The sequence below is a fragment of the Tautonia plasticadhaerens genome, assembly GCF_007752535.1.
Lineage (GTDB): Bacteria > Planctomycetota > Planctomycetia > Isosphaerales > Isosphaeraceae > Tautonia > Tautonia plasticadhaerens.
In genome coordinates, this window is sequence record NZ_CP036426.1 from 333,509 (window position 1) to 346,838 (window position 13,330).

Consider the following 13,330-nt stretch of genomic DNA (forward strand, 5'->3'; position numbering starts at 1 on the left):
GTCCGGCGGGCCGCGACTCGACCGGACCTGATATTGTAGGGGCGAGTGCGACGCTCCGCCCCGGTCGAGCGGCAAAATTTCGATCGGATCGGCCGGGGGTCAGATCCGGGGGCCGCCCGCGGCCCCGAGCAGCGCCGACCGGAGCCGGTCGGCCGGGTGGAGCACCGCCGCGTATTCCCGGCTGTGGGCCAGCGCGTTGCGGGCCAGGCCCGCCCGGAGCCGACCCTCCCGCCGCCGCAACCCCTCCCGGTCGGCCGAGACGAAGGGGGACAGCTCGGCATTCGCCCTGCGGATCGCGAAGTATCGGGCCGCCCGCTGCGCCCGGGACCCGACCGGCCCGGCGAGGGCCGCCCGCTTGGCCTCCAACGCCTCCCGGGCGGCCTCGGGGAGGGGGTCGGGCAGGTGGCGGTCGGGGTTGAAGGTCAGGTCCCGGATCCGGGCCCCGACCTCGCGGAGCTGCCCCGCCGAGGCGGGGTCGTCGGGCAGCCCCGGCCAGAGGGTCAGCGAGAGGGTCAGGTAGCCGGGCGGGTCCACCCCGAAGAAGCCCCGGAAGATCTCGTCCCCCAGCTCGTCGTACTTGGCGCCGCCGATGCCGTGGATGAACAGGTCGCCCAGCAGGGCCCGGGCGAACATGGTGGTGGTCAGCGCCCGGGTGCGGAGGCGGACGCCCCGGCCCGGCAGCTCCCGGAGCCGCTCGACGGCGCAGCAGGCGTCCCGGTCGGGGCCGAGGGTCAACTCGACGAGGGGCTCGTCGTCCCCGGCGATCCTCAATTGCATCCTGGACGGGTCGACCTGGCGGGCCATCAGCGGCCGGCGCCGGGGGTGGTCGCGTCGCCAGGCCCAGAAGGGGGCTTCCTGCCAGTCCCCCTCGGTGGCCAGGGCGGGCACCGGGTGGTTCTTGCTGCGGATGCCGTGGGCCTTGCGGTAGCGGTCGAGCGACTCGTTATGGACCTCCCGGAACCGGGGGAGGTGCGCCAGCAAGTGGGAGGCGAACCAGAGGAAGGCTTCCGATTCGCAGACGCCCCCCAGCGGCACCTCGGCATTGCGGGCCCCCCAGGAGGCCTCCCGGGCCCGTCGCATGGCGGCCAGGCGGAGGCCCAGGCGGTCGGTCTGCCCGGCGGCGAGCACGGCCCGGGGCCAGTCTTCGGGCAGCAGCGGGTCGGGGACCAGGCCCCCCATCAGACCGAGGGCGCGGTCGGCGAAGGAGGCGAAGGTTTGCTCGTCCTGGACCCGGAGGTCCTCGAAGGGGGACTCGCCGGCCCACTCGTCGAAGGGGACGTGGCGGGCCTTCAGGCGGTCGCCGTCGCGGAAGGGGACCCGGACGGCGACCGCCTTGGGGATGTCGTTGTCGACGATCAGGTTCAGGCCGAGGCCGCCGACCGCCCGGGCGATCGAGGCGGCCGCGAAGTTCTTGACCCAGACGCCCGGGTGGGACAGCTCCGGCTGATGGCCGGTGACGACCAGCGGGGCGTCGGCGTCCCTCGAGGGGTCGGGGAGGCCGTCGAGGTCGTCCAGGCCGAAGCGGAGGAGGAAGCGCCGGGAGCGGTCGAGGATCTCGGAGCGCGCCATCGACCGGAGCCGGCCGGCCCGCCGGCCCTGGAAGTCGTGGTCCCAGGAGGAGAGCCGGCGTCGGTTGGCGTCGAGCAGCCCGGGGGCCTCCGCCATCGGGGGCTCGGCCAGCAGGGCGCCGTCCGAGGCGGGGGCCCGCAGCCGACGGGGCGTCAATCCTGTCATCCGCGACACCCCCCGGCCACCTCGATGCGGGAGCGCCGGAGGGCGTCCTGGAAGACGGATCGGTAGTGATTCAGGCGGTACTCGGCGTCATCCAGGGCCCCGCCGAAGGCCCGCTTCTCGTCGAGGTAGATCAGCGGCACCGGCACCTCGACCACGGTCATCCCGTGGGAGGCGGCCTGCACCCAGACCTGCAGCGGCATGGCGTAGCCTTCGTCCGAGATCTCGAACTTCGGCAGGATCTCGGCCCGATACGCCTTGAAGCCGCAGAAGGCGTCGGTCAGGCCGAACCCGAGGCATTCGTTGAGCCATCGGGTGACCTCGACGTTGATCTTCCGGCGCTGCTCGGGGGGGGCCTGGCTCGGGTCGAAGACCTTCAGGTACCGGCTGCCGGAGACGAGGTCGGCCCGGTCGAGCGGCCCGGCCACCTCGGGGATCATCGCCGGCTCGTGCTGGCCGTCGCAGTCGAGCGTGACGAGGCCGTCGTAGCCGCCGGAGACGGTGGCCTCGAAGGCGCTCCGGAGCCCGGCGCCGTACCCCCGGTTCCGTTCGTGCCGGATCACCCGGACGGTCGGGAACCGGGAGAGCAGCTCGGGGGTCCGGTCGGTCGAGCCGTCGTCGACGACCAGCACGTCCCCCGGCGCGTGTCGGAGGATCTCGGCCAGGACGGGCTCGAGGTTCTCCTCCTCGTTATAGACCGGGATGGCGGTCAGCAGGCGCATGGCGGGGGCTCGGGGAGGGTCGTCGAGGGGGTCGGATTCGCGGGACCCACATTCGAGGCAATGGCGGCATTCTAGGCCGGCCGCATCCGAAGTCAACGCGGCCGGGACGGGGCCCGGGTTGAGTTAAATGCAAGCCCGATGCCGGCGACGGTCGCCCCGATCCGGATCATCGGCCGAAATTGCCTCAACCTTCGGGGCCCTTTCGGCCGATCCCCTGCAGGTCGGGCCGTCGCGCGAGCGTCGCGGACGCCCCCGCCCCGCATCGGTCGACAGGGAGGAGAGCCGATGACGTACGACGAGTGCCACGAATCGCTGGTTCAAATCCGACGCCGCCAGGGGACCCGCTTCCCCAGGATCCGGATCGACTGCGGCGGGGAAGTCCTGCGGGGCCGCCTGGCACGGTCCGACAGCGACCCCGAGCATCGTCTCGCGCCGACCAGCCCGCGGGGGGCCCTGGTGCTGGAAGACCTCCGGGCCGGCCGGGCGGCCACCGTGATCGTGCCGCTCGACCGGATCGGCCCCGACGGCCTCCGGCCGCTCGACGATCCCGAGTGATCGGCCCCCGTCCCGCCCGATCCCTCGTCATCCCCCGGCGGTCATCGGCCCGGCGGCCACGGTCGCCGGGGACTCCCCGCCCCCCGCGTCCCGGACGACCAGGGCGCTGCCCGCGGCGACGTGGGAGGTCCGAACGTATCCCAGCGCGATCGGCCTGCCCGAGCGCTCCGAGACGGCGACGGAGCCGATCCAGCCCACCTCCTTCTCCCCGGCGAACAGCTTCGAGCCGGGATTCGGGGGGGAATCGGCCTCGATGACGAGGCCCCGGATCAGGCGGTTGACGTGGCCGAGGGCGTCGAGCCGGGCCACGGTCTCCTGGCCCAGGTAGCAGCCCTTGACGAAGCTGATCGCCCGGTCGTCTCGGCCCAGCTCCTGGGGCAGGTTCTTGTCGGTCACGTCTCGGGACGAGGCGGGGGTGCCGGCCTCGATCCGGAAGGCGTCGAAGGCCTCGGCCTCGATCCGGACCAGGCCGATCGACGCCCCGGCCCGGGCGAGGGCGTCGAGCACGGCCGGCGCGTCGGCCGAGTCGCCGATCAGGGTATACCCCGGGGCCCCGAGGGGATCCTCCCGGACCAGGCGCATCGCCTTGCCGGCGACCTCGGCCGGGGCGTGGTCGTAGGGGACGCCCGGGGGGCTCGACACCCCGAGGGAGGCGAGCAGGTCGGCCGCCCTCGGCCCGGCGAGGTGGCACTCGAACGTGGCGGCGGAGTCGTCTTCCAGCTCCACCTCCTCCAGCACGCCGTACTTGCGGAGGTGGGGGAGGATCGGCCCCAACCCCGCCGCCTCGGTGCGGAGAAGGATGGCGTCGTCGAGGACCAGCAGCGAGACGAACCCCAGCGTCCTGCCCTGGAGGCTGGTGACGAACGCCTCGCAGCCCGAGCCGGGCTGCCGGGCCTTGACCTCGTTGGTCGTCAGGTTGTGCAGGAACTTCGCCCGGTCCGGCCCGACGACCCGGATCCGAGCCCGGTCGGGGCGATCGGCGAGGACGACGCTCGAATCCAGGGCGACGGCGGCGGGAGACGGGTAGGAGGGCATCGGTCGTCGCCTCGGGCGGATCGGTTGCAAACTCGTGGACTGTTCCAGGGGAACGCCGCTCGTCGGCATGGCCCCCCCGCTACTCGTCCCCGGCGTCGGCCTTCGTCCGCTCGGCCCGGTTGACGACCAGGCAGGAGGGGCTCTTGGAGGCGAGGCGTCGGGCCTCCTCGGCGGAGCCGAGGGCGATCATGGAGAGGTCGTCGACGGTGTCCTCGTCCAGGTCGCTCAGCAGGAAGACGTCGGCCCAGGCGAGGGCCTCGGCGATGGACCGGGCGGCGAGGTAGTCGGGCTCGGCCTCGGCGCCCCGGAGGGCCTTGACGCCGCCCCGGGAGGGGTCGTCCAGGCCGGTCAGGCGCCGCAATGCGGGGCCGAGCGGGCCCCCGACCCGGGAGAGCACGACGACCTTCCCCCCCCGCCGGACGAGCCCGGCGGCGGTGGCGAGCCCGGCGGCGAGGTCGTCCATCGAGCCCGGTCGGCCCGGGGAACCGATGCCGGCGACGACCAGATCGGCCCGGCCCTCGGGGCGGAAGGTCCAGGCGCGGTCGATCGCCCGGATCCCCTCCTCCCGGATCGCCCCCGCCTCCCCGGCGATCACCCCGGAGGCCCCCGAGGAGCCCGGCAGGACGCCGACGTGGAAAAGGCTGCCCAGCAGCCAGGAGACCTCCCCCGATTCCTCCAGCACCCTCCCCCGGGTGCCGACCCCGGCCGGGGAGGAACACTCGCCCTGCCGGGTCTCGGCGTTGCTCATCCCGGGGAAGAGCGTGCTCCAGGGCCCCTTGTAGCCGAGGACCGGGTCGAAGCCGAGCGCCCCGACGGGCACGACCACGTCGGCCTCGGTCAGCTCCCGGTTCAGGTAGATCCGTCGCCCCTGCTGGGTGCTGGCGAGGTAGGCGAAGGTCGTCGGGTCGGCCCCCTCGGGCTCGTGCACCGAGAGGGGGGCGGCCGAGGGCCAGTCGTCGCGGATCGGGCCCGGCATCGGGCCGAGGGAGAGGGCCCGGATCGAGCCGACCCCGGCGTCCTGCAGCTCACGGGCGATCATCGTCACCACCCGGGGGGCGTCGGGCACGTCCGGGTCGATCGGGATGACGACGCGGTCCCCCGGGACGACGTTCTGCCGCAGCGGGGGGTAGCCGATCGGCCCCTCCAGGGCGAGCCGGAGGCGGTCCCGGAACGCCTCGGCCGGGAGGGGCTCCGGGCCGTCCCACGAGCCGACGAGCCGGTCGTCGGGCACCTCGAATTCGAGCCGATCGTCCTGGAACCCCACCGCGACCCGCATGGCCGATCCCGCCCCGGTTCGTCGATTTCCCCCGTGCTCCCTCATCGTAGGAGGGGGGGGACCGGGGTCAAGCGTCCGGCGATCGGCGCCGGGGCGTCGGCCTCGGCCAGGTGCAGCAGGAGGATCCGGCGGACCTCGGCGATGACCTCGGGGAGCCGGGTGAGCATGTGGTGGTGGGGGACGACCAGCTCCGAGGCGGCGCCGTCGAGGTGGGCGCTGGTGAAGCCGACGACGCCGTCGGTCCCCCGGCCCGGCCGGCCGAAGCTCGTGCCGGGCAGCACGCCGATGATCGAGTGGTAGGGGACGCCCGAGGCCGTCTGGGCCGAGGCCGAGGCCCGGAGCAGCGGGTTGTCCCACTTCAGGTTGTCGATGCCGGTGATCGACCGCCCCCGGAAGAAGGGGCGGAGGGCGTCCAGCCCGTATCGGTCCCGGATCGAGGCGAATAGCCCCTCGATCGCCTTCCCCCGCCGGACCAGGAGCGAGCCGATCCGCCCGAGGAGTCGGCTGGCCAGGCGGCTCCCCCGGTGCGGCGTGGCGAGGAAGATGGCGCGTCGGATCGCCGGCTCGGGGGTCGTCCGGAACATCGCCCGCAGGGCCGCCTGCGGCATCGGCGCCAGGTCCAGCTCGTCCGGTGGCCGGGCGAAGACGGCCCGGCTGAGGGCGTCGCCCGGGTCGAGGATCAGGGACCTCGCCACCAGCCCCCCCATGCTGTGGCCGACCACGACCATCCGGTCGAAGGCCGAGTCGTCCTGCTCGGGGTCGAACGCCCGGCGGAGGGCCCGGAGCCGCTCCCGGATCCGGGAGGAGGAGTAGGGGATCGGGTAGCCGGTGGGGTAGAAGGCGACCCAGAACTGGTACCGGGAGCGGAGGACCGGGTCTGCCTGCAGCTCGTTGAGCATGGCGACCCAGGTCAGGGGGCTGGAATAGAGCCCGTGGATCAGGACGACCGGGATCTTGCCCGGGTCGTAGGGGCGGGTCAGGTAGACGCCGATGGCCGGGGCGAGCCGGTCGGGGTCGAAGACGCCGAGCCATCCCAGGCCGTCGGGCCAGGAGCGCCGGGCCTGGTCCTGGAGCGGGGCGGTCAGGTCCCCGGCGAGGGGCAGGATCAGGCCGGGGGCGATCGGCACCCCGGCCTCGTCGACCGGATCGACCAGCACCAGCGAGGACGGCCGGTCCCGCCACCGGCCGCCGTCGGGATCTCCCGTCGGGACGAGCAGGGCGGTGGCGGGCACCTGGAGCCGGGTCGGGAAGAAGGCGTCCGTCGGCGACCGGCCCGCCCACCCCCGTCGGCCGGCGATCAGGGGGACGCCCCAGCCGGGCCGGCGGTAGGGGGTCAGGTGGCGAGGGGGGGGGTGGTCGGCGGCGATCAGGAGCTGGTCGGCCGTCCCCCCGGTCCCGAGCGTGGCGGAGGGGTCGACGACGATCCCCACCGAGGCCAGGCGATCCCCCCAGGCCGGGTCGCGCCCCGGCTCGTCGGCCTCGGCCAGCCGGAGGCATCGGAGGACCGATCGGTTGTGCAGGTCCCTGGCGTGCTCGAACCAGGGGGGAGGGCGGCCGACGGTCGCGGCGTCCCGCGCGGCGAACCAGGAGTAGGAGGCGCCGTCTCGGGCCCAGGCCAGGGCATCGGGGAGCCCCCGCTGCTCGGACCGTTCGCCGATCCGGTCGGCGAGCCCGGCCAGCTCCAGCAGCAGGTCCGGCCTGCCCGGCCCCGAGGTGAGGAACTGCAGTGCGGCGAACCGCTGGCGTTCGGCCTCGTCGACGGCCAGGGCCCGGGCCGCCGCCTCCGGGTCGTGCGATCGGAGGGCCCCCACCCCGCAGCCGCTCGACAGCAGGACCATCAGGGCCATGAGCCCGATCGCCGGCCGGACGACTCCACTCCCCGATCGACCCGCCCCCCGATCCCGGCCGGCGCGGGCCGCGACGGCCCCCTCGGCGTCCCGAGGAGGGACCGCCCTCGAGGTCATCCCTGCCTCGGGTGCTCGGGTCGTCTGGGACATCGGGCGGGATGGTAGCGTCGAGGCCCCTGCCCTGCAAGCTCGGGTGGGGGGCGATGCTGATCGGATGCCTCGGCCAGTTGTTGAGGGGACGACCGGTCCGGATGGTCGGGCCGTCGAGGCGACTTTCGGGCGTGATGTTCCGGGCGAACAGCGAATCAATCACGCATGGTCTATCCCGGCCCGCCGTGATACAACTGTCATCGGGTCGTGACGATGGGTTCCGGTCGCCTCGACGCCCGGCCGGGCCCGTCCCTCGCTCGATCGATCGCCCCTCCCCCGCGCCGGAGCCCTCCGAACGATGCGACGCATGATTGCCCTCGGCCTGATCCTGCTGGCCTCCGCCTCGGCTGCCGGCATCGTCATGACCCGGCCCTTGCCGGCACCCGAGTCGGCCACGGCCCCCGCCCCCGGGCCGGCCGAGGGGGCCCCGGCCGACCTCGCCGGTGAGAGCCCTGCCGTGGAGGCGCCGGGTCCGGATCGGGATCCTCCCAGGAAGGGCAAGTCGCCGGGGATCGTCCGGGGGGCCCTCTCGACCTCGGAAATTCCCCAGGATCTCGACCGGATGGAGCAACGGCGCCGGGAGAAGCTGGAGTGGAACCGGCGAACCGTCCTGGGGGCGTACGACGAGGTTGGCCGGAAGGATCCCCGATGGGACGAGTCCGCCCGAGAGGCGATGGATCTGGCCTCCCGGATGTTCGGCCTGCAGGTCGACCCCGTGGTCACACTGGCCGACCTCCGACGGCCCGCCCGGGCCGCCCTCGATGCCGGTTGCGACGACCCGATGCTCGCCTACCTCCACACCCGGACCCTGGTCGCACTCGACGTCGTCGGGCCGGCCGAGTTGGCCCGCCTTATGATCGAGGCCGCCGAGGGGCTCCGGGCCAGCGACTATCCCGCCTGCCGGAGGGCGGTCGCTCTGGAACTGGCCGGCACCCAGGTGGTGGCCGCCTCGTCGTTAGGAGGGCCCCCTCGCGAGCAGGCCGGGCGCTACTTCGATGACGCCCTCGCGCTGATGCCGGAGAGCGTCCGGACCGACGCTCGCACCGAGCACTGGCGGGATCTCTGGTTCGACACCCTGAGGAGCCTCGTGACCGGCTACCGGGCCCTGGGGCTCGAACCCGTCGAGGCCTACGAGCGGGTCGATGCCGGGCTGGCCGGCCTGCCCGAGGCGGAGGCGCTCCGGCTCGTCGTCCGGGGGTGGTTCTGGTTCGACTACGGGTGGGAGGCCCGCACCAATGCCTTCGCCCCGGCCGTCCCGGCCGGCGGATTCGAGCGGCTGGAGGACCGCCTCGCCCTCTCCCGGGAGGCGTTCGAGGCCGCCTGGGAGCTGGAGCCCGACAACGCCCGGGTGGCCTCGTACCTGATGGACATCGACAAGTCGATCGTTGGCGACCGAGCGGTCATGGAACGCTGGTTCGACCGGGCCATGAGGGCCGACGGCGACTGGTACGCCGCCTGCCTCACCAAGCTCGACTGGCTCGATCCCAAGTGGCACGGCTCGGTCGAAGAGATGCTCGCCTTCGGCCGTTCCTGCTTCGAGACGGGGAACTGGCGGGCCGGGATCACGCTGCTCTCGCCCGACGCCCATTTCCGGTACGCCTGCATGGTCGACCGCGCCGAAGGGACGCGATACCTGAGCTCTCCCGAGGTCTGGCCCGAGATCCGGGAGGCCTATGACGAGTACCTGGAGCACTATCCCGACAACAACGTGGCCCGGAGCAAGTATGCGGCCCTGGCGACCATCGCCGGGAATTACCCCGAGGCCCATGCCCAGTTCGAGCGTCTCGGCGACCGGCTGACGATGTGGTCCGATTCCCCGTACATCCCCCTCGGGATGCTGGAGCTGATGCGGGAGGAGGCCGCCCGGATGGCCGTCGGGGGGCAGCCGTAGCGATTGACGAGGGGTGGCCGGCTCCCCGTGGCCTGGCGCATCCGTCGCGGCCCGGGTTGCCTATGATGGAGTCTTGCGTGGTTCGCTCGGGCCGGATCGATCCGGAAGTGGCGGGGTCGAGGGGAACCTCCAGGACCCGAGGGGCGTCCAAGGGCATACGATGACCGGGTTCGATGACGACCAGCCCCTGGTCGAGGCGGCTCGGACGGGGCGGGCGGAGGCCTTCGGGGAGCTGGTCAGGAGGCATCAGGGGAGACTCTATCCCACCCTGTTGCGGCTGACCGGCTCGGCCGAGGACGCCCAGGACCTGCTCCAGGAATCGTTCCTGCGCGCCTACCAGAAGCTGGGCAGGTTCCGGGGCGGAAGCTCCTTCTATACCTGGCTTTACCGGCTGTCCGTCAACCTGGCATTGAGCCACCGACGCCGCCGCCGAGGGCCGGCCCGGCTCTCGGAGCTGGGGCCGGAGGGCGGCGCGGGGGTCGACCCCCCGGACGACCTCGGCCGATCCGACCCCACCCTGCCGGCCGAACTGGCCGAGCGAGACGCGGCGATCCAGGCCGCCCTGGACGCCCTGGCACCCGACCACCGGGCCGTGGTGGTCCTCAAGGAGTTCGACGGCCTGCGGTACGAGGAGATCGCCGCCACCCTGGGAGTCCCGGTCGGCACGGTCCGCAGTCGCCTCCACCGGGCCCGTCGCGAATTGAGGGAGCGGCTCTCGGGGATCGTCGACGAGCAGGACCTGCCCGTCCGCCACGGCTCCCCCGAGCCCGACTGAGTGCCTCATCCATCATGCATCTCGGGGTTGGCCTCCCCCCCCTGCCCGATCGATCCGATCGGCCGGGGCCTCGATGGCCGACCCAAGGGCCCGATTCCCGTTCGATTCCTTCATTTTTCCAAATTGATCCCAGATGTCCCAATTTGACGAAACCCTGCTGAGCGCCTACCTCGACGGCGAGCTCGACCCCGAGTCGAGCCGACGGGTCGAGGAGGCGACTCGGGCCGACCCCCGGCTGGACCGCATGCTGCGGGAGCTCTCGCAGGTGCGAGGCCTGGTCGCCGGCCTGAACCGGCCGCCCGAGACGCCCGACGTCTCCGGGGCGGTCGTCGACCGGATCGCCCGGTCGAGGGCCCGTCGACGGGCCTACCCGTCGTTCGCCGCCGCCGCGAGCCTGGCCGCCGCGGCGGTCCTGGTCGTCTCGATCCTCGACGACTGGGACAACGCCCCGGTCATCGACGGCCCGATCGAGGTCGTCGTCGTCGTGCCGGGGGATCCGGCCGGGTCGGCCGACGGCGCACCGGCCGACGCCGGGGCGGTCGAGGCCGACGGGCCGTCGGCCGTCGCCGACGCCGGTGCCGGGCCCGCCGAGGCCGCCGGGCCCGGGGATGCCGTCGAGGTCGCCGTCGCCGTCGCCGCCGCCGAGGAGCCCCTTCCCGAGGACGCCGACGCGATCCGATTCGTGGGGGACCTGGCCGACCGGCCCGGGTCGATGCAGCTGACGATCGAGGCCCCGACGGGGGCCGAGGTCGTGGGGCTGTTCGACGAGGTCGACGACCTGCTCCGCCACACCGTCCGGGGCGACCGGCGTTACGGCCTCATCCGCCCCGAGCACTCCGGGGGGGTGGGCGTCTTCGCCCTGATCGCCGGCCGGGACGAGCGGGAGAAGCTGTTCCGCCGCCTGGAAGTCAACCTGGCGGACCACGCCCGGATCTTCGAGCCGACCGACGCCGAGGCCCCGGTCGCCCTGCTCGACGGGGCGGTCGGGCTCGGCCTGGAACTGCTCGCCGCCGAGCGGACGGCGCCGCTGCGGGAGGTCGAGCCGGACGGCCGGCTGCTCGCCAACCGGCAGGATCCGCAACACGACCTGGCCGTGCCGCCCGTCGGCCCGGTCCCCCCGTCGCTCCCCGGCGGCCTGGGGGCGCCTCGGGGCGTCATCCCGGGCGATCACCCCTTGGCCCGCCCGACACCGGCCGCGGCCCGGGATCCCGAGGCCGAGGCTCCCCCCGAGGAGGAGGAATCCCGGGCCGTGTTCCTCTTCATCCGGGGGGACGGGCCGGGGGGCGGCTGACCGCTGCCCCCTGCTCCTCAACCTTCCTGAGGCCCGAGGCGATCCCGCTTCGGGAGGGACGTGATGCTCCCCGACGACCCGCTGCCTCCCTACTCGTACGTCCCCGGGGGGCCCTGGCCGCACCCGATCAGCGGCGAGGGGGGGCACCTGGCCGGCCGCCCCCGGGGACCCCGGATTCCGCCGATCCGGGGGGATGACTGGGCCTCCTCGCCGAGCTACCTGCGCGGGGTCCTCCTGTTCAACGCCGGGTTCTACTGGGAGGCCCACGAGGCGTGGGAGGGGCTCTGGCACGCCCACGAGAGGGCCGGGCCGACGGCCGAGGTCCTCAAGGGGCTGATCAAGCTGGCCGCGGCCGGGGTCAAGGCCCGGCAGGGGCAGCCCCGAGGGGTGTCGACGCACGCCCGGCGTGCGGCCGAGCTGTTCGAGTCCGTGGCCCGGGGTGGTTCCCGCCGGCTGCTGGGGCTCGACCTGGAGGCGTGGGCGGCGATCGCCCGGGCGATCGCCGAGCATCCCCCCGAGGGGCCGGGCCCGTCGGCCGGGGTCGTCGCCGGGGTGATCGGGCCGCCGATCGAGCCGTCGGGCGTCGATCGGGGATAGCACGGGGCGGGATGCGCGTCCCGGGGGACCCGGGTCAGGGGGCGTCGCCGCCGCCATCGGCCTCGCGATCGTCGAGCCAGGAACGGGCCCGGTCCCGGGCGAAGAAGGTGCCGGGGCGTCCCAGGGCGAGTCGGATGAGCGTCTCGGCGTCGTCGGGGCGGCCGGAGGCGTCGAGCACCCGGGCGAGGAAGTAGGCGGTGTCCGGGGAGGACTCGCCCCGGGCCACGGCGAGCCGGAGGGCTTGCTCGGCCGGTTCGGCCAGGCCGGCCCGGAACCGGGCCCAGCCCAGGGTCGAGAGCGCCCGGGGGCCTTCGGGGGAGAGCCGGGCGTTCATCTCGGCCAGTTCGAGGGCCTTCCGGCGCTTCTCGGGGTCGTCCTGGTCGGCCAGGACCAGCGCGAGCTGGTCCCGGGCGAAGGCGTCCCCCGGGTCGCGTTCGAGCAGGGATCGGAAGTGGCGTTCGGCCTCCCCGGAATCGCCCCGGGAGCGGGCGAGCAGCCCCCGGAGCTTGCCGAGGTCGGTCGAGTCGGGCGTGATCCGGCCCAGCTCGTCGACCAGGGGGGCGATCTGCCCGGGGAGGCCGCGGTCGAGCAGCCAGGCGGCCTTGGCCACGAAGGGCCGGGGATCGTCCGGGGCGTCGTCGATGGCCCGGTCGAACCGGCGTCCGGCCTGCTCGACATCCCCCTTCAGGGCGAAGAGGCGGGCGAGGGTCACGTCGGGGGGTTCCAGCGACGGGGAGAGGCCCGAGGCCCGGGAGAGTGCCTCCCGGGCCGGACCGACCTCGCCGAGCCAGAAGAGGGCCCGGCCGAGGCGGTGCCGGGCCGTCGCGTCGGCCGGCTCCAGGGCGAGCCATGCCTCCAGGTGTTCCCGGGCCGAGGACCAGTCGCCCCGGGCCTCGGCGACCGTGGCCAGGCCTTCCCGGCAGGTCAAATCCAGCTCCCGGCGCTGGAGCTCGGTCCAGGACGGGGGAGGGCCCAGCCCGGCGGCCTTCTCGAAGGCGAGCTTCGCGTCGGTGACCCGGCGTTCGGCCAGCGCGAGCTTGCCGAAGAGGGTGTAGGCGGTCGGGTCCTCGGGGGACTCCGAGGCGGCCCGCTCCAGGAGCAGCCGGGCCTGGGGGACCCGGTCGGCGGAGAAGCAGAGCATGGCCAGGATCGCCCGGGCCGGCGGCAGGCTCGGGTGTTTCTCGGCGGCCGACTCCAGCAGGCGGAGCGCCCCCTCCTCATCCCCCCCCCGGAACGCCTCGGCCGCCCGGTCCACCTCCTCGATGTTCCGAGGGAGGAGTCGGATCGGCCGGCCGGGCTCCAGGAGCAGGTCGGAGAGGTCGAACGAGTCGGCCCCGGCGCCCGACGGCCGGAGCAGAAGGGTGGCCGCCATCGCCACGAGCGCGAGCCGGAGCGGCCCGAGGATTCCGAACCGGCGATTCATGATCGATGGGACCTCGCCCGGTCGCGGCCCACCCGGC

The 13,330-nt window shown here is 74.1% G+C and carries 11 protein-coding genes; 5 read left to right on the top strand and 6 right to left on the bottom strand.

Going from position 1 to position 13,330, the window contains the following annotated elements:
• Positions 1-99: 99 nt before the first annotated feature.
• Both ElP_RS01280 and ElP_RS01285 read right to left on the bottom strand, forming a co-directional pair.
• Positions 100-1,734, bottom strand: a complete 1,635-nt coding sequence (locus ElP_RS01280; protein ID WP_145266507.1) for a hypothetical protein — start codon at positions 1,732-1,734, stop codon at positions 100-102.
• Complete coding sequence (locus ElP_RS01285; protein WP_145266509.1) at positions 1,731-2,453, bottom strand: glycosyltransferase family 2 protein; 723 nt, start codon at positions 2,451-2,453, stop codon at positions 1,731-1,733. Before ElP_RS01285 ends, ElP_RS01280 begins: the two co-directional genes overlap by 4 nt.
• Positions 2,454-2,738: 285 nt before the next feature.
• Between ElP_RS01285 and ElP_RS01290 the strand changes: the two genes are divergently transcribed.
• Positions 2,739-3,008 (top strand): hypothetical protein, encoded by a 270-nt coding sequence (locus tag ElP_RS01290; protein WP_145266511.1) that lies wholly within the window; start codon positions 2,739-2,741, stop codon positions 3,006-3,008.
• A gap of 27 nt (positions 3,009-3,035) precedes the next feature.
• Here ElP_RS01290 and ygfZ read toward each other — a convergent pair whose 3' ends face one another.
• The 3 genes from ygfZ to ElP_RS01305 form a co-directional block, all read right to left on the bottom strand.
• Positions 3,036-4,043 carry a CAF17-like 4Fe-4S cluster assembly/insertion protein YgfZ gene (gene ygfZ, locus ElP_RS01295; protein ID WP_197446632.1) on the bottom strand — a complete coding sequence of 336 codons (1,008 nt, stop codon included), beginning with the start codon at positions 4,041-4,043 and terminating at the stop codon, positions 3,036-3,038.
• A gap of 79 nt (positions 4,044-4,122) precedes the next feature.
• Positions 4,123-5,319 (bottom strand): lactate racemase domain-containing protein, encoded by a 1,197-nt coding sequence (locus ElP_RS01300; RefSeq protein WP_145266515.1) that lies wholly within the window; start codon positions 5,317-5,319, stop codon positions 4,123-4,125.
• 41 nt (positions 5,320-5,360) lie between these two features.
• A complete protein-coding gene (locus tag ElP_RS01305) occupies positions 5,361-7,166 on the bottom strand; it encodes an alpha/beta fold hydrolase (protein ID WP_145266517.1) in 1,806 nt (601 codons plus the stop codon).
• A gap of 448 nt (positions 7,167-7,614) precedes the next feature.
• Here ElP_RS01305 and ElP_RS01310 point away from each other — a divergent pair, with 448 nt between their 5' ends.
• The 4 genes from ElP_RS01310 to ElP_RS01325 all read left to right on the top strand — a co-directional run bounded on the left by ElP_RS01310 (position 7,615) and on the right by ElP_RS01325 (position 11,870).
• Positions 7,615-9,207: a hypothetical protein gene (locus tag ElP_RS01310; protein WP_145266519.1), complete on the top strand. Its 1,593-nt coding sequence runs from the start codon at positions 7,615-7,617 to the stop codon at positions 9,205-9,207.
• A 160-nt stretch (positions 9,208-9,367) separates the two neighbouring features.
• On the top strand, positions 9,368-9,982 hold the full coding sequence (locus tag ElP_RS01315; protein WP_145266521.1) for a sigma-70 family RNA polymerase sigma factor: 615 nt from the start codon (positions 9,368-9,370) through the stop codon (positions 9,980-9,982).
• A gap of 133 nt (positions 9,983-10,115) precedes the next feature.
• Positions 10,116-11,273 carry an anti-sigma factor family protein gene (locus ElP_RS01320; RefSeq protein WP_145266523.1) on the top strand — a complete coding sequence of 386 codons (1,158 nt, stop codon included), beginning with the start codon at positions 10,116-10,118 and terminating at the stop codon, positions 11,271-11,273.
• Positions 11,274-11,336: 63 nt separating this feature from the next.
• Positions 11,337-11,870, top strand: coding sequence for a DUF309 domain-containing protein (locus ElP_RS01325; RefSeq protein ID WP_145266525.1), 534 nt, complete (start codon positions 11,337-11,339; stop codon positions 11,868-11,870).
• Between the two features lie 34 nt (positions 11,871-11,904).
• Here the strand turns inward: ElP_RS01325 and ElP_RS01330 are convergent, their stop codons facing one another.
• Positions 11,905-13,293: a tetratricopeptide repeat protein gene (locus ElP_RS01330; protein WP_145266527.1), complete on the bottom strand. Its 1,389-nt coding sequence runs from the start codon at positions 13,291-13,293 to the stop codon at positions 11,905-11,907.
• Between the last annotated feature and the right edge of the window lie 37 nt (positions 13,294-13,330).